Source organism: Catellatospora vulcania (genome assembly GCF_009720385.1).
GTDB lineage: Bacteria > Actinomycetota > Actinomycetes > Mycobacteriales > Micromonosporaceae > Catellatospora > Catellatospora vulcania.
In genome coordinates, this window is record NZ_WARX01000001.1 from 1,459,846 (window position 1) to 1,474,067 (window position 14,222).

Sequence of the window (14,222 nt, forward strand, 5' to 3'; positions counted from 1 at the left end):
AACGTTCGTGAAGAGAAGGAAGATGCTGGCGGTCGGCCTGGCGATGGCAGTCGCCCTGCCGCTGGCCGCGTGCGGCTCCGGTGACGACGACGCCGAGAGCGGCCCCGTCGAGCTCACCGTGGCCGTGTGGAACCTCGCCTCCACGCCCGAGTTCCAGACCCTGTTCGACGCCTTCCACCAGGCGAACCCGGACATCACCATCAAGCCGGTCGACATCCTCGCCGCCGACTACCCGACCAAGGTCACCACGATGCTCGCCGGCGGTGACACCACCGACGTCATCACCATGAAGACGCTGGCCGACTACGTGCGCTTCTCCGGCCGTGGCCAGCTCAAGGACGTCACCTCGCTGGCGACGTCGGCCGAGGGCCAGAAACTCGCCGGGCTCGACCAGTACAAGCAGGACGGCGACAAGTACTACGCGCTGCCCTACCGGCAGGACTTCTGGGTCCTGTACTACAACAAGAAGATGTTCGACGCCGCCGGGCAGCCCTACCCGACGAACCTGACCTGGGACCAGTACGTCGAGGTGGCCAAGAAGCTGACCACGGGCACCGGCGACAAGAAGGTCTACGGCGCCTACCAGCACACCTGGCGCTCGGTCGTGCAGGCCATCTCGGCCGCGCAGACCGGCGGCGACCAGCTCGCCGGCGACTACAAGTTCTTCGCCGACCAGTACAAGACCGCGCTGGCGCTGCAGGAGGCCGGGGCCACCCTCGACTTCGGCACCGCGGTCACCCAGAAGACCGGCTACGCCTCGATGTTCGAATCCGGCAAGACCGCGATGCTGCCGATGGGCACCTGGTACATCGCGAAGATCCTGTCGGAGAAGAAGAAGGGCACCACCGACGCGGACTGGGCCATCGCCCCGATGCCGCAGCGCCCCGGCGCGACCGGCGTCACCACGTTCGGCGCGCCGACCGCCTTCGCGGTGAACAAGAAGGCCAAGCACGCCGACGCGGCGCAGAAGTTCGTCGAGTTCGCCAGCTCGCTGGCGGGCGCCAAGGCCATCACCGGCATCGGCGTGGTCCCGGCCTACCAGAGCGACGAGATCAGCAAGCAGTACTTCGCGCTGCCAGGCATGCCCACCGACGAGCTGTCGAAGAAGGCGTTCACCCCGGACAAGGTGAACCCCGAGATGCCGGTCAGCGACAAGACCGCGAAGATCGACACGATCCTCAACGAGGAACACCAGCTCATCATGACCAAGCAGAAGTCGCTCGACGACGCGATCAAGGAGATGGAGTCCCGCGTCAAGACCGAGGTCAACTGACCCACGCGCAGGTACGCGGGGACGGCCGCCCGGCCGTCCCCGCGGCACCCGGGAGGACGAGATGGCAGACCTGCTCACCGCGACGCCGGCGACCGCGAGCGCAGCCCCTTCGCCGCGGGCGCGCGACCGACGGCGCGCCCGGCGCAACACGCTCATCGGCTGGAGCTTCATCCTGCCGAACTTCCTCGGCTTCGCCGTGCTCACCCTCGTGCCGGTGATCGCCGCGTTCGCCCTGTCGTTCATGGAGTGGGACTCCTACAACCCGCCCGAGTGGGTCGGCCTGGACAACTTCCAGCGGCTACTCAACGACGAATCCACCAAAATCGCGCTGCGCAACACGGCCTTCTACGCCCTCGGCCACGTGCCGCTGACCATGCTCGCCGCGCTCGGCCTGGCCCTGCTGCTCAACCGCAAGATCGCCGGCGTCGGCTTCTTCCGCGCCGCGGCGTTCTTCCCGTACATCACCTCGATGGTCGCCGTCGCCGTGGTGTGGAACATGCTGTTCAACCCGCAGTTCGGGCCGGTCAACCAGTTCCTGCAGTTCCTCGGCGTCGACAGCCCGCCCGGGTGGACCACGAGCACCACCTGGGCCATGCCCGCGATCATCCTGACCAGCGTGTGGCGCGACATGGGCTACTACATGGTGCTGTTCCTGGCCGGGCTGCAGGCCATCCCGGTCGAGCAGTACGAGGCCGCCAAGGTCGACGGCGCGAGCACGTGGCAGCGATTCCGCGCGGTCACCCTGCCCGGCCTGCGGCCGGTCACCTTCCTCGTGCTCATCCTGCTGACAGTGCAGAGCTTCAAGGTCTTCGACCTCGTCGTCGTCATGACCGACGGCGGCCCCGGCCGCGCCACGCTGGTGCTGTCCCAGCAGATCTACCGCCGCGGCATCATCGAGGGCGAGTTCGGCTACGCCTCGGCGATCTCGCTGGTGCTGTTCCTGCTCGTGCTGGTGTTCACCCTCGTCCAGTTCTGGTTCAACAGCCGAAGGGAGCGCCGATGAGCACCGTCGACACGGCCGCGGCCCCGCGGGCCCGCGGCCCGCTCGCCATCGTCCGCCGGGTCGCCCTGTACGTGGCGCTGACCCTGGCCGCGCTGCTGATCCTGGTGCCGTTCCTGTGGATGGTCAGCGCGTCGCTCAAACGTAACAACGACGTGTTCACCATCCCGATCCAGTGGATCCCCAAGGACTTCCAGTGGCACAACTTCGCCGACATCTGGACCCGGGTGCCGCTGGCGACCTACCTCGGCAACACCGTGTTCCTGAGCCTGGTCATCACGTTCCTGCAGGTGCTGACCGGCAGCTTCGCCGCGTACGGGTTCGCCAAGGTCCGCTTCCGGGGCCGTGACACGCTGTTCCTGATGTACATCGCGACCATCGCCGTGCCCTGGCAGGCGTACATGATCCCGCAGTACATCATGATGCAGAAGGCCGAGCTGACCGACACGTTCTGGTCGCTGATCCTGCTGCAGGCCTTCGGCGCGTTCGGCGTCTTCCTGATGCGCCAGTACTACCTGACCATCCCCGACGAGCTGTGCGAAGCGGCCCGCGTCGACGGGCTGTCCGAGTACGGCATCTGGGCGCGGATCATCTTGCCGCTGTCGAAACCGGCCCTGGCGAGTCTGGCCCTGCTCACCTTCGTCAACACCTGGAACGACTACATGGGGCCGTTCATCTACCTGACCAGCAACGACCTGTGGACGATCCAGCTCGGCCTGCGCTCGTTCGTCGGCCAGTTCGACGCCGACTACGCGATGATCATGACCGGGTCGGTGCTGTCCGTGCTGCCCATCACGATCATCTTCCTGCTCGGCCAGCGCCACTTCATCCAGGGCATCGCCTCCTCCGGCATGAAGGGGTGAGCTGACATGCGACTGCTCGCCCGGCTGCCCTACGACACCGTCTTCGGCACCGTGTACGCCGGCCTGAAGATCAACCTGTGCCTGGTCGCGGCCTGCCTGCCACTGCTCGCCGCACTCACCGTCGGCGGCAGCCCGCTACAGGCCTGGCCGTTCTACACCGCACTGTCGGCGCTCTGCGGACCCGCGGTCGCCGCCGCGTTCGCCGCGTTCCGCCAACTGTCCGACGGCGAGCACGGCGTCAGCCGGGCCTTCTGGGCCGCGTACCGGACGTCGTTCGGCCGGGCGCTGGCGGTCGCGGGTGCCGCATCCGCTGCCGTGATCGTGCTCGCGGCCGACTTCCAGCTCGCCCTCGGCGGCCCGTTCGGCGCGGTCACCCCGATGCTCGCGCTGCTCATCGCCCTGGTCGTCGTCACGGCGACCGCACTGCTGGCCGTCGACGCCCGCCTGTCGCGGCGGGCTCTGCTCGGCTGTGCCTACCTGTCGATCCGGCACTGGTACCTGAGCCTGGCCAACCTCGCGATCCTGGGCGTGCTCGCCGCCGCGATCGTAGCCAAACCGGCGATCGGGCTGTTCCTGCTGCCCGCCCCCGCTCTCTACGCGGTCTGGGCCAACACCCGCCACCTCACCGCCACGCGCTAAGGGCCCGTCGAAGCGATGCCAGCGACGCGGGCGACGGCTGAGGTGTGGCCGAACATCAGCCCGTTTCGGCGTTTCGGGCTGACGAAGGTGGGGCCTTCATGTATCGCTTTGGTTGTCTACGCCAAGCCCTCCCGAAGGCCCCACAGTGTCCTTCTACCCGGTCTGCGGCCAAGCCGACGCCGGCTACCAGGGTCACCTCGTCGACTGGGCCGCCATGTGCCTGCGTATGACGGTCGACATCGTCCGCAATCTCGCCGACTAGGTCGGCTTCCACGTCCTGTATCGCATGTGGGTCGTCAAGCGGCAGGAACGATGACGTGACTCAGGGGTGGCACCCCGTGGTTATGGTCTGCGGGTGATCGATGTCAAGGAGGCGCTGCGCGTCCGCGCCGCCCACGTCGCCGAGTTGGGTTGGCGGAACGTGCTTGGTGCGCTCTGGGTCGGGTTCGTCGTGCTCTGCGCCTCCTTCCCGCTGCGCTCCGGGATCGACGCGATGCGTGCGAGTGTGTCCGGTGTCGACGGCACCCTGCTGGTCACCAGTTGCGAACGCCACGACGGCCGCAAAGGCGGTGACTGGATCTGCGCGGGCCGCTTCCGCTCGGCGGACGGCACGCTTGTCATCGACAAGGTGGAACTGGTGCCGGCATTCGAGCAGGACCAGACTGCCGCGGCCCCGGCCGATCGAGAGTTCCCGTCGCAGGTCACCGGACCGGACGCGGCATACGCGTACCCGATCGACTCCGACTGGCCGCTCTCGCTGGCGGCAGGCCTGTTCATGCTCGGCCTCGCGTGCTGGGCGTTCTGGCAGTGGGTGACGCCGCCACCCGATCCGCCGGCGACGACCGCGAAGCAGCGGCGCCTGCGACACCGCGCCGCGTCCCGCCGGCGACGCGAGGCGCAGGCCCGAGCTTCTGGCGCACCGCCGGCCTGACGCCCGGTGATGTCACCGCCAAGCCCGCCGCCCCTCGCGGGAGACCCGGTTCACCAGAGGGCTGTCGACGCAGGCAGCCGGGTCGGTTCAGAGCTGCGGGTTGGACCGGAGGTAGGCGAGCACGGCCAGCACCCGCCGGTTCGTGTCGTCGGTCGGGGGGAGCCCGAGCTTGGCGAGGATGTTGCCGACGTGCTTGCCGACGGCCGCCTCGGTGACCGTGAGCCGCCGCGCTATCGCGGCGTTCGAGTGGCCTTCGGCGACCAGCGCCAGCACCTCCCGCTCACGCGGTGACAGCTCGGCGACCGGGTCGCGGCGATGGGCCAGCAGCCGCCGCACCACGTCCGGGTCGATCACGGTGCCGCCGCCGAGCACCGAGCGCAGCGCCCCGACGAAGTCCGCGATGTCGACGATCCGGTCCTTGAGCAGGTAGCCGACCCGCCGCCCGTCACCGCTGTCGAGCAGCCGCGCCGCGTACTCGGCCTGCACGTACTGGCTGAGCACGACGACCGCCCGGCCCGGATCCGCGGCCCGCAGCGCCAGCGCGGCCCGCAGCCCCTCGTCGGTGAACCCGGGCGGCATCCGGATGTCGGTGATCACGAGATCCGGGTCCTCGGCCGCGACGGCGTCGAGCAGCGCGCCGGCGTCACCGACCGCCGCCACCACCGCGAACCCGAAGCGCTCCAGCACCCCGGCCAGGCCTTCGCGCAGCAGCACGCCGTCCTCGGCCAGCACGACCCTGGTCACGGCAGACACGGCAGCTCCACGCGTACGAGCGTAGGGCCCCCGGCCGGGCTGGACAGCAGCAGCCGCCCGCCCACCGCCGCGACCCGGTCGGCCAGACCGGTCAGGCCCGTGCCGCGAGCCGGATCGGCCCCGCCCGCACCGTCGTCGTGGACCTCGACGACCAGCGTGTCGCCGTGGTGGGCGAGCCGCACCGCGGCCGTCGCGGCCCCGGCGTGTTTGGCGACGTTGCCCAGCGCCTCGGAGGCGGCGAAGTACGCGGTGTTCTCCAGCCGCGACGGGTAGCGGTCGGCCACGCCGGGCTCGACGGTCACCGCGACGTCGAGCGGGCTGCGGTCGGCCAGGTCGCGCAGTGCGGCGGGCAGGCCGAGGTCGGCCAGTGTCTGCGGGCTGATGCCGTGCACGAGATCGCGCAGCAGCACCATCAGGTCCTTGGCCTCGGCGTGCGCCCGGTCCAGGGCCGCCGCGGCGGGCGTGTCGTCGGGCAGGTCCAGCCGGGCGACGCCGAGCTGCAGGGTGAGGCTGGTCAGCCGGTGCTGCGCGCCGTCGTGCAGGTCGCGTTCGATGCGGCGGCGCTCGGCGTCGAACGCGTCGACGAGCCTGGTCCGCGAGCGGGCCACCTCCCGCAGCTCGGCCTGCCCGCCGCCGCCGAGCAGCGCCCGTGCGGTCGCGGCGTGGGCGGCGGCGAGCAGGCCGGTCAGGTACGCCAGCACGGGCAGCAGGGCCAGGCCCAGGAGCACGAACGGGATCGCCTCCGCCAAGGACGTCACCTGCCACGGACCCAGGCTGATCGCGGACATCGCGCCGTCGACACTTCTGGGTATCAGCAGTGGACTGATCACCAGCGTGCCGACGACCAACGCGGCGAAGGCCAGCGCGCCGTACGCGAGCGGCGCGACCGTGGCCAGCAGCATCAGGTACAGCAGCTCGCGCCAGGCGGCGGGCTCGGCGTAGCGGGCGCTGAACCAGGAGGCCGCGCTGCTCACCCGGGCCGCCGGTTCGACGGGGCGCGGGTCGGCGATGGCCAGACGGCGGCGTTCCAGCGCGGCGAACGGGGCCGCCAGCAGCGGGCCGACCGCGGCCAGCCCGATCGTGGCGAGCCCCGCGACCGCCAGCAGGAACGGGACGCCTGGGTAGCCCTTGGTGGCCTGCACGATTAGAGCTGCGCCCGGCACCGTGACCGGCGACAGGAGCAGCGCGGCGACGCCGACGACGGGCAGTGCGGTCAGGACGTAGAACAGGGCTCGCCAGGGCCACTCTGAGATCAGGTAGCGGCGTGAGGCGAGGGCGGCGAGGAGGTGATGTGGCTGCTCAGAGGGCATGTGAACACGCTAGCCAGCGGCGGCGGCCCGGCCCAGCCGTCCAGGGGGCGGATCGGAGGTAGTGCCAGGCATACCTGTCACAGCAGGCCGCGGGCCATCGCCTTGGTCACCGCGGCGGTGCGGTCGGACACGTCGAGCTTGGCGAACGTGCGCAGCAGGTGCGTCTTCACCGTGGCCTCGCTGATGTGCAGCTGCCGGCCGATGTCGGCGTTGGTGCTGCCCTGCGCGACGAGCCCGAGGACCTCGACCTCCCGCGCCGACAGCTGCTGCTGCGTCGGGCCGGTGCGGACCTGCCGGATCAGCCGCCCGGCGACCGAGGGCGCGAGCACCGTCTCGCCTCGGCTGGCGGCGCGCACCGCGGCGGTCAGCTCCGCCCGGGTGGCGTCCTTGAGCAGGTATTTGGACGCGCCGGCCTCCACCGCGCGCAGGATGTCGGCGTCGGTGTCGTAGGTGGTGAGCACGACCACGTGGGTGTCGCGCAGCTCGGCCCGGATCAGCCCGGTCGCGGTCGCTCCGTCGCCGCCCGGCATCCGCAGGTCCATGAGGATCACGGCGGGCCGCAGCGACCGGGCCACGACGACCGCTTCGGCACCGGAGCCGGCCTGCCCGACCACGTCGATGTCGGGCTCGGCGTTGAGCATGCCGCGCAGCCCGTCGCGTACGACCGGGTGGTCGTCGACCAGCAGTACCGTGATCATGCGGGCAGCTCCAGGGTGAGGGTGGTGCCGAGGCCGGGTGCCGAGCGGACGGTCAGTTTCCCGGCCACCTGCTCGACCCGGGCCAGGATGCCGCGCAGGCCGTAGCCGCCCGTGGCGGTCGCCGGGTCGAAGCCCGCGCCGTCGTCGGAGACGGTGAGCACGACCGCGTCGCCGGCGCCGATCAGGTCCACGGTGACCGTGGCCGCGCCCGCGTGCTTGCGGATGTTGGCCAGCGACTCCTGCAGCGCCCGTATCAGCACCACCTCGACGGCCGTGGGCAGGCCCGCCGGCAGGTTCTCGACGGTGCAGCTGGTGGCCGCGCCGGTGTCGTCGGCAAGCCGGGCGACCTGCCGGGCCGCCACCTCGGCCAGTGTCGCGGTCCGCAGCTCGGCCGGGGTGAGCACGGTGACCATCGCCCGGGCCTCGGCGAGGTTGTCGCGGGCGGTGCGGACCGCGAGCGCGAGGTGCCGGTCGGCCGCGGCCCGGTCGGTGTCCAGCTCGGACTCGGCCGCCTGCAGCAGCGTGACGATGCTGGTGAAGCCTTGGGCGAGGGTGTCGTGGATGTCGGCGGCGAGCCGGGCCCGCTCCGCGGCGGCACCGGCCTCGTGCGACAGCGCGGCGACCTCGGCCCGGCTGGCCTCCAGGTCCTCGATGAGCCGGCCTCGTTCGGCGTTCTGGCTCGTGACACGGTCGATGGTGGTGCCGATCAGTGCCGAGAACGTCAGGCCCAGCACCCCGATGGCGATGCCGGTACGCATGGCCGCCAGGTCGGCCCCACGCAGCGCGTAGATCGGCAGCGGGGCCAGGTTCAGCACCGCCACCGCCAGCAGCGCCGGCCGCTGCGACAGGCACAGGAACACCATCGGGCACAGCGCGAACAGTGCGAACGAGCTCATCGCGTCGGCCGCCACCGCCACGACGAACAGCACGATGATGAAGGCGACGAACCAGCGGCCGGCGGCCGTCTCATGGCCGTGGTCGCCGTCGTCGGGTGCGGTGCGCCGCCCGACGGCCCAGCCCAGTGCCATGAGCACGATGCAGGAAACGCCGACGGTCCGCGCCGCGGCGCCGATCTCGGTGTGCCGGGCCACCGACACGGCCACGACGGCGAGGCAGGTGACCAGGTAGATGTCCCAGCGCCACAGCCACCGCCGGGACGGGCACGGCTTGGCGGTCGGGCCGACCGCCGGGCCGTGCGTCGGGGACGTCACCGGGTGCGCCGGTCGGTCCAGCGGAACGTCGCCAGGCACAGCACCAGGCCGAGCGCGCACCACGCCGCCAGCACCAGTGCCGTCCTGCCGTGCTCCCACTGTCCCGCCACCTCCTGCGCCGCCAGCCCGTCGGGCAGGAACACCGACCGGAAACCCTGCCCCATCCACTTCACAGGGAACAATGACGATACTGCGGTCATCGCCGCCGGCAGCGCGGCGATGCTGACGAAGATGCCGGACGAGAACTGCAGCGCCAGCACCGGCAGGTTCAGCACCGCCGGGGCGCTGCGGGCCGAACGGGCCAGCGAGCTGGCCGCGATGCCCAGCAGCGTGCAGGCGACGATCGACAGGGCCAGCAGCCACCCGAAGGTCAGCCAGCGTCCCGCGTCGGTCGGCAGCCGCAGGTCGAACAGCACCACCCCGACCGCGAGCATCAGCGTGATCTCCGCCAGCGTGGTCACGGTCACCAGGACGACCTTGCCGATGAGGTACGCCCCGGCGGTCGCGGGCGTCGCCCGCAGCCGCTTTAGCGTGCCGTCGTCGCGGTCACCGCTGATGCCGACACCGATGCTGATGAACGCGGTCGACACGATCCCGTACGCGATCATCCCAGCGGCGAAGACCTGGCTGACGTGCACGTCGGCGTACCCGTCCAGGGGCTCGTCGAAGATGAACCCGAGCATGATCAGGATGCAGGAGGGCAGTGCGAAGGTGAACACCACCGCGTCGCGCTCGCGGAAGAACTGCTTGACCTCGACGACGCCGCGTGACAGTCCGGTGCGCAGGGTCGAGGGCAGGGGGACGGTCAGGGTCGTCACCGGGATTCTCCGATCAGGTCGAGGTAGACGTCTTCGAGGCTGCGGCGCTGCACCCGCAGGTCGGTGAGATGCGGGTCGTCGCGGCCGGTCAGTTCGCCCAGCAGCACGGCCGGGTCGGCGACCGAGACCTGGTGCGTGCCGTCGGCGTCGCGCCAGCTCACCGTCGACTCCTCGGTCCGCCCGCCGATCGTCTGCGGCGTGCCCGAGGCCACGATCCGGCCACCGGCCAGCACGACGAGCCGCCCGGCCAGGGCCTCCACCTCGTCGAGGTAGTGGCTGGTGAGCACGATGGTGGTGCCCTCGGCGGCGAGACTGCGGATCAGCGACCAGAACTGCCGCCGCGCCTGCGGATCGAACCCGGTGGTCGGCTCGTCGAGGAACAGCAGCTCCGGGCCGCCGACGATGCCCAGCGCCACGTCGACCCGGCGGCGCTGGCCGCCCGACAGCGTGCGCAGCTTCGCGTCGGCCTTGTCCGACAGGCCGCACAGCTCGATGACGGCGTCCGGGTCGCGCGGCGCCGGGTAGAAACCGGCGACGTGCCGCACGACCTCGCGCACGGTGAGCCCCGCGCTGTCGTTCGCCTGCTGCAGCACGACCCCGATCCGGGCGCGCCAGCGCCGGCCCGCCGTGCCCGGGTCCTCGCCGAGCACCAGCACGTCCCCGCCGTCACGGGGGCGGTACCCCTCCAGGATCTCCACCGTGGTGCTCTTGCCCGCGCCGTTGGGGCCCAGGAGCCCGAACACCTCGCCACGCTCGACGGTGAGGTCGATGCCGTCGACGGCCTGATGCCGCCCGTACCGTTTGCGGAGTCCGTGGACTTCGATGACTGCCATACGTCGATCGTCGCTTTCGGACCACCGCCCCCGGGACGACCGCGCGATGGAATCCGGCTGTCCACCGGTCGACGGACACGACGGCGACGGCCCCGGGACGCCTCACCGTCCCAGGGCCGGAAGCCGTGCCGTGCGCTAGACCCGGGTGATGCGTATCGCGTCGGCGATGACCAGGCCGGTGCCGTTGGTCCAGCGGCTGACGCCGACCTTGTTCTCGTCCCCGGCGGTCAGCGTGAACGTGCCCAGGGTGCGCCACGAGCCGCCGTTGAACCGCTGGTCGACGTTCACCGTCTGGTTGCCGCTCGCGGTGACGACGACGTACGGCGCTTTCGTGCTGTAGCCCGACAGCGACGGCCACCACGCGTCGACCCGGTACGTGCCGGTTTCCGGGATCGCGAACCTGTACCAGGCCGCGTCACTGGCCGACACCGGGTCGGCGAACCGGTAGTCGGCCCCGTAGCGCTGCACCGAGTACGACGACACACCCCAGTTCGCGCTCGCGGTGAACCGGCCCTCGGTGGTGTTGTCGACGATCGCCGACCAGGCCGTGGACGGGTTGTCCGGGTCGCCCGACGGCGGCGTCAGCGGCGTGCCCAGCGCGTACGGGCGGCCGAAGTTCGGGGTTCCGTCCCCGTTCCAGGTGATCTTCTGTGCGCGGGTGGTGCGGCCCGCGTAGGTGTACGCCGAGGTGGTCTTGCCGTGGTAGACGATCCAGTCCTCGGTTCCGTCCGGGGACTTGAAGAACCCGTTGTGGCCTGGCCCGAACACGCCCGCGGCGTCGTTGCGCCAGAACACCGGGCCCGCGTGCTGCACCCAGTTGCCCGGCACCAGGGGGTCGGCGCCGTCGGCGATGGACTTCATCCATAGTTGGTAGTCGGGCTTGCCGGTGTCGCAGGTCGAGTAGACCAGGAACAGCCGCCCGTTGCCGCGCAGCCCGACCGCGCCCTCGCGCACCTCGGTGCAGCCGCCGCTGGCCGGCAGCGCCATCCGGGAACCGGTCGTCGACCACGGTGAGTCCATGCGCTGCAGGTAGATCTGCGCCGGGCCGCCCATGCCGCGGCCGGGGCCGCTCCACGCGAAGTACATCTGCCCGTTGTGCACGAACGGCTCGCCGTCGATGGCGTACTCGCCGTGGTCGGCGATGCGCGCCTTGAAGTGGTACGGGCCCAGCGGGTCGTCGCCGTCGGACTCGATCACGTAGGTGCGGTGGTTGGCGTCGACGCCGTTGCTGGCCGTGTAGTAGACGTACCAGCGCTGCCCGAAGCGGTACAGGCCCGGGGCCCACATCTGCTGGTTGCGGCTCGGGTCGCTGTCGCGCCACACCGTGTGCTCGCCGGAGGTGGCCAGCCCCGCCAGCGTCGGCGACTTCCAGATCCCGATCCGGTCCCCGAGCGTCGTGGCGAGGTAGTAGTTGCCGTTGACGAACGTCAGCGTCGGGTCCGCGCTGCCGTTGAGGGGATTGGTGAACGTGCCCGCGGCCAGCGCGGGCGCGGCGGGTAAGAGCAGTACGAGCATCATGCACAGCACAGCCAGGCGTCGCATCGGGTCAGCTCCCGTCGGGAAGGTGGCGCGGATGCGACAGAGCATGCGACCGGCCCGCCGGGCTGTGCCAGTCGCTTCGGGCAGGGCCGAAGCGTGCTCCGGCGCCGGAACTTATCGTCACATGTGCATCACTGATTGCCCGTAATGCCCTTCTCCGGTAGAGTCCGCGCAGCGGAGGCCTGACCATGCTGCGTTTACACTTCACCGCCGCAGACCTGGGCTCGCTGCGGCTCGCCTCAGGCGCCGACCCGCTGTGGGAATCCCTGCTGAGCCAGCACGCGCTGACCAGCGGCCACGAGCCGCCCGCCCTCGGACCATGGCGCCGGCGCGCGATCATGCGGCTCACCCCCGAGATGCGGGCCATGCTCAGCCTGGCCCCTCCCACCGGCTACTCGCCCGACTTCCTGACCCCGACGCGCGGCCTGCACGACGCCGACACCGGCCTCGACGCCTGCCTCGACGAGGTCCTCGCGACACCGGTCGACCACCTGCGCACGGACCTGCGCCAGGTCCGGCCGCAGCACTGCCCCCGCGACCGGGCGCAACGCCTCGCCGACGGCGACCGCGCCGCGATGACCGCGCTGACGGACGCGATGCGCGCCTACTTCGAGGCGGTGCTCGCCACCTACTGGGAGCTGATCTCGGGGCAGGTCGCGGGCGCACGCGCGCGAGGGGCGCGGTTCCTGGTCGACGGGGGAGTCGACCGGATGCTGGCCACGCTGCATCCGACGATCCGGTGGGACCCGCCCACCCTGCACGTCGCCTACCCCGACGACCGCGACATCCACCTCGCCGGCCGCGGGCTGGTGCTGCTGCCGTCGTTCTTCTGCCGCGGCACACCTGTGACCCTGCGGGCGGCCGACCGGCCGCCGGTGCTGGTGTACCCGATAGACCACGATCCCGATCGGGACGCCGAGCGGACTCCGCCTCCCGGCGGCGAGCTGGTCGCGCTGCTGGGCAGCACCCGCGCCGCGGTGCTGCGCGTCGTGCAGTCGCACCCGCACGGCTGCACCACCACCGACCTCGCCCGCCGGGTACGGATCTCCCTGTCCAGCGCCAGCGAGCACGCCACGACGCTGCGGCGGGCGGGCCTGCTGCGGACCCGCCCGTACGGCCGGCACATGCTGCACGTGGTGACTCCGCTGGGCCGCGCGCTGCTCACCGGACGCCCCGGCCCGCCGCAGTCCTGGTGAGGCGACGCCCCGCCGGGGCAGCGGGCGCGGCACCTGGCGGCCCGGAATCACTCGACGGTGACCACCACCTTGCCGCGTGCCCGTCCTGTCTCGACGTAGCGGACCGCATCCGGCAGCTCGGTGAAAGGGAACGAGCGGTCGACGACGGGTTCGACGGCGCCGCTGTCGAACAGCGCGGTCAGCTCGACCAGGTCGCGGGCGCTGGCCGGGCCGATCGGGGTTGAGGTGAGGGCCGTGCGCTGGGAGGTCAGTCTGCCGGTCGCCGCGGCGGCGACCATGTGGTCGACGGGCCTGAACCAGCGTCCGGCGTCGCCGCCGACGATGACGTAGACGCCTGCCGGGCGCAGCACGCGCCGGGCGGCCCGGACCGGCGGGCTGCCGGCGATGTCGACGAGGGCGTCGAAGTCGCGGGCGACACGGGTGAAGTCCTGCGCGGTGTAGTCGATCACGTGGGCCGCGCCGGAGGACCGGACGAGGTCCACGTTGCGGCTGCTGCACACGCCGGTGACCGCCGCGCCTGCCGCGCGCGCCAGCTGCACGGCGAACGTTCCGACGCCGCCTGAGGCCCCGTTGACGAGGACCCGCTGTCCGGGTTGGACCTTGGCGTCGTCGCGGATCGCGACCAGCGCGGTCACCGCAGCCATCGGCACCGCGGCCGCCTGCTCGAAGGACAGGCGGCGCGGTTTGGCGGCCAGGTGGTCCTCGGCGATGCAGGTGTACTGCGCGAACGCGCCGCGCTTCACGAGCGCGTAGACCTCGTCGCCGGTCCGGAACCGGGTGACGCCGGGCCCGACCGCCACGACCTCGCCGGCGACGTCGCAGCCCAGGATCGGGTGGCTCGGCCGGCGCTTGCCGAAACCGCCTCCCATGAATCGGGCGACGACCGGCTCGCCGCGCAGGTGGTGCCAGTCGTAGGGGTTGATCGACGTGGCGCGGACCCGCACGAGCACCTCACCGGCCCCGGGTGCGGGCTCGTCGACGTCGGTGAGCTGCAGGTTCTCGGGTGGTCCGTAGGAGTGGAGCACGTACGCCTTCATCGAGGTCTCCTGACCTTACGTTGTAAGCCTTACGTTGTAAGGTAGCCTTACGTTGTAAGGCGGTCAATCAGGGGGATCCCCTGGTTCGGTTGGGGTGGAACCGATCCGCCTTCTCGTGCGC

14 protein-coding genes are annotated in these 14,222 nt (G+C 71.3%); 6 read left to right on the forward strand and 8 right to left on the reverse strand.

Annotation, left to right across the window (positions count from 1 at the left end):
* Window positions 1-7: 7 nt before the first annotated feature.
* The 5 genes from F6W97_RS25600 to F6W97_RS25620 all read left to right on the forward strand — a co-directional run bounded on the left by F6W97_RS25600 (window position 8) and on the right by F6W97_RS25620 (window position 4,706).
* Window positions 8-1,273, forward strand: a complete 1,266-nt coding sequence (locus F6W97_RS25600; protein ID WP_230686953.1) for an ABC transporter substrate-binding protein — start codon at window positions 8-10, stop codon at window positions 1,271-1,273.
* A 61-nt stretch (window positions 1,274-1,334) separates the two neighbouring features.
* Window positions 1,335-2,276: a carbohydrate ABC transporter permease gene (locus F6W97_RS25605; RefSeq protein ID WP_155372928.1), complete on the forward strand. Its 942-nt coding sequence runs from the start codon at window positions 1,335-1,337 to the stop codon at window positions 2,274-2,276.
* The gene (locus F6W97_RS25610; RefSeq protein ID WP_155372929.1) at window positions 2,273-3,136 is read left to right on the forward strand and encodes a carbohydrate ABC transporter permease; all 864 of its coding nucleotides are present in this window, start codon (window positions 2,273-2,275) and stop codon (window positions 3,134-3,136) included. The genes F6W97_RS25605 and F6W97_RS25610 overlap by 4 nt, the downstream gene beginning before the upstream one ends.
* Window positions 3,137-3,142: 6 nt before the next feature.
* A complete protein-coding gene (locus F6W97_RS25615; protein ID WP_155372930.1) occupies window positions 3,143-3,775 on the forward strand; it encodes a DUF624 domain-containing protein in 633 nt (210 codons plus the stop codon).
* Window positions 3,776-4,130: 355 nt separating this feature from the next.
* Entirely contained in the window at window positions 4,131-4,706 is a 576-nt protein-coding gene (locus tag F6W97_RS25620) for a hypothetical protein (RefSeq protein ID WP_155372931.1), read from the forward strand.
* An 87-nt stretch (window positions 4,707-4,793) separates the two neighbouring features.
* Here F6W97_RS25620 and F6W97_RS25625 read toward each other — a convergent pair whose 3' ends face one another.
* The 7 genes from F6W97_RS25625 to F6W97_RS25655 form a co-directional block, all read right to left on the reverse strand.
* On the reverse strand, window positions 4,794-5,459 hold the full coding sequence (locus tag F6W97_RS25625; RefSeq protein WP_196279309.1) for a response regulator transcription factor: 666 nt from the start codon (window positions 5,457-5,459) through the stop codon (window positions 4,794-4,796).
* Window positions 5,447-6,769 (reverse strand): sensor histidine kinase, encoded by a 1,323-nt coding sequence (locus tag F6W97_RS25630; RefSeq protein ID WP_155372933.1) that lies wholly within the window; start codon window positions 6,767-6,769, stop codon window positions 5,447-5,449. The genes F6W97_RS25625 and F6W97_RS25630 overlap by 13 nt, the downstream gene beginning before the upstream one ends.
* A 77-nt stretch (window positions 6,770-6,846) precedes the next feature.
* Entirely contained in the window at window positions 6,847-7,467 is a 621-nt protein-coding gene (locus F6W97_RS25635; protein WP_155372934.1) for a response regulator, read from the reverse strand.
* Window positions 7,464-8,678, reverse strand: coding sequence for a sensor histidine kinase (locus F6W97_RS25640; RefSeq protein WP_155372935.1), 1,215 nt, complete (start codon window positions 8,676-8,678; stop codon window positions 7,464-7,466). Before F6W97_RS25640 ends, F6W97_RS25635 begins: the two co-directional genes overlap by 4 nt.
* On the reverse strand, window positions 8,675-9,496 hold the full coding sequence (locus F6W97_RS25645) for an ABC transporter permease (protein ID WP_155372936.1): 822 nt from the start codon (window positions 9,494-9,496) through the stop codon (window positions 8,675-8,677). Before F6W97_RS25645 ends, F6W97_RS25640 begins: the two co-directional genes overlap by 4 nt.
* A complete protein-coding gene (locus tag F6W97_RS25650) occupies window positions 9,493-10,329 on the reverse strand; it encodes an ABC transporter ATP-binding protein (RefSeq protein WP_155372937.1) in 837 nt (278 codons plus the stop codon). The genes F6W97_RS25645 and F6W97_RS25650 overlap by 4 nt, the downstream gene beginning before the upstream one ends.
* A gap of 135 nt (window positions 10,330-10,464) precedes the next feature.
* Entirely contained in the window at window positions 10,465-11,871 is a 1,407-nt protein-coding gene (locus F6W97_RS25655; RefSeq protein ID WP_230686954.1) for a family 43 glycosylhydrolase, read from the reverse strand.
* Window positions 11,872-12,056: 185 nt separating this feature from the next.
* Here F6W97_RS25655 and F6W97_RS25660 point away from each other — a divergent pair, with 185 nt between their 5' ends.
* Entirely contained in the window at window positions 12,057-13,064 is a 1,008-nt protein-coding gene (locus F6W97_RS25660) for a winged helix-turn-helix domain-containing protein (protein WP_155372939.1), read from the forward strand.
* A gap of 47 nt (window positions 13,065-13,111) precedes the next feature.
* Here the strand turns inward: F6W97_RS25660 and F6W97_RS25665 are convergent, their stop codons facing one another.
* Window positions 13,112-14,101: an NAD(P)-dependent alcohol dehydrogenase gene (locus F6W97_RS25665; RefSeq protein WP_155372940.1), complete on the reverse strand. Its 990-nt coding sequence runs from the start codon at window positions 14,099-14,101 to the stop codon at window positions 13,112-13,114.
* Window positions 14,102-14,222: the final 121 nt, after the last annotated feature.

Coding starts and splice junctions, on each gene's coding strand:
- F6W97_RS25605 (WP_155372928.1), top strand. CDS start 1,335: ATGGCAGACCTGCTCACCGCGACGCCGGCGACCGCGAGCGCAGCCCCT.
- F6W97_RS25610 (WP_155372929.1), top strand. CDS start 2,273: ATGAGCACCGTCGACACGGCCGCGGCCCCGCGGGCCCGCGGCCCGCTC.
- F6W97_RS25615 (WP_155372930.1), top strand. CDS start 3,143: ATGCGACTGCTCGCCCGGCTGCCCTACGACACCGTCTTCGGCACCGTG.
- F6W97_RS25630 (WP_155372933.1), bottom strand. CDS start 6,769: ATGCCCTCTGAGCAGCCACATCACCTCCTCGCCGCCCTCGCCTCACGC.
- F6W97_RS25635 (WP_155372934.1), bottom strand. CDS start 7,467: ATGATCACGGTACTGCTGGTCGACGACCACCCGGTCGTACGCGACGGG.
- F6W97_RS25650 (WP_155372937.1), bottom strand. CDS start 10,329: ATGGCAGTCATCGAAGTCCACGGACTCCGCAAACGGTACGGGCGGCAT.
- F6W97_RS25655 (WP_230686954.1), bottom strand. CDS start 11,871: ATGCGACGCCTGGCTGTGCTGTGCATGATGCTCGTACTGCTCTTACCC.
- F6W97_RS25660 (WP_155372939.1), top strand. CDS start 12,057: ATGCTGCGTTTACACTTCACCGCCGCAGACCTGGGCTCGCTGCGGCTC.
- F6W97_RS25665 (WP_155372940.1), bottom strand. CDS start 14,101: ATGAAGGCGTACGTGCTCCACTCCTACGGACCACCCGAGAACCTGCAG.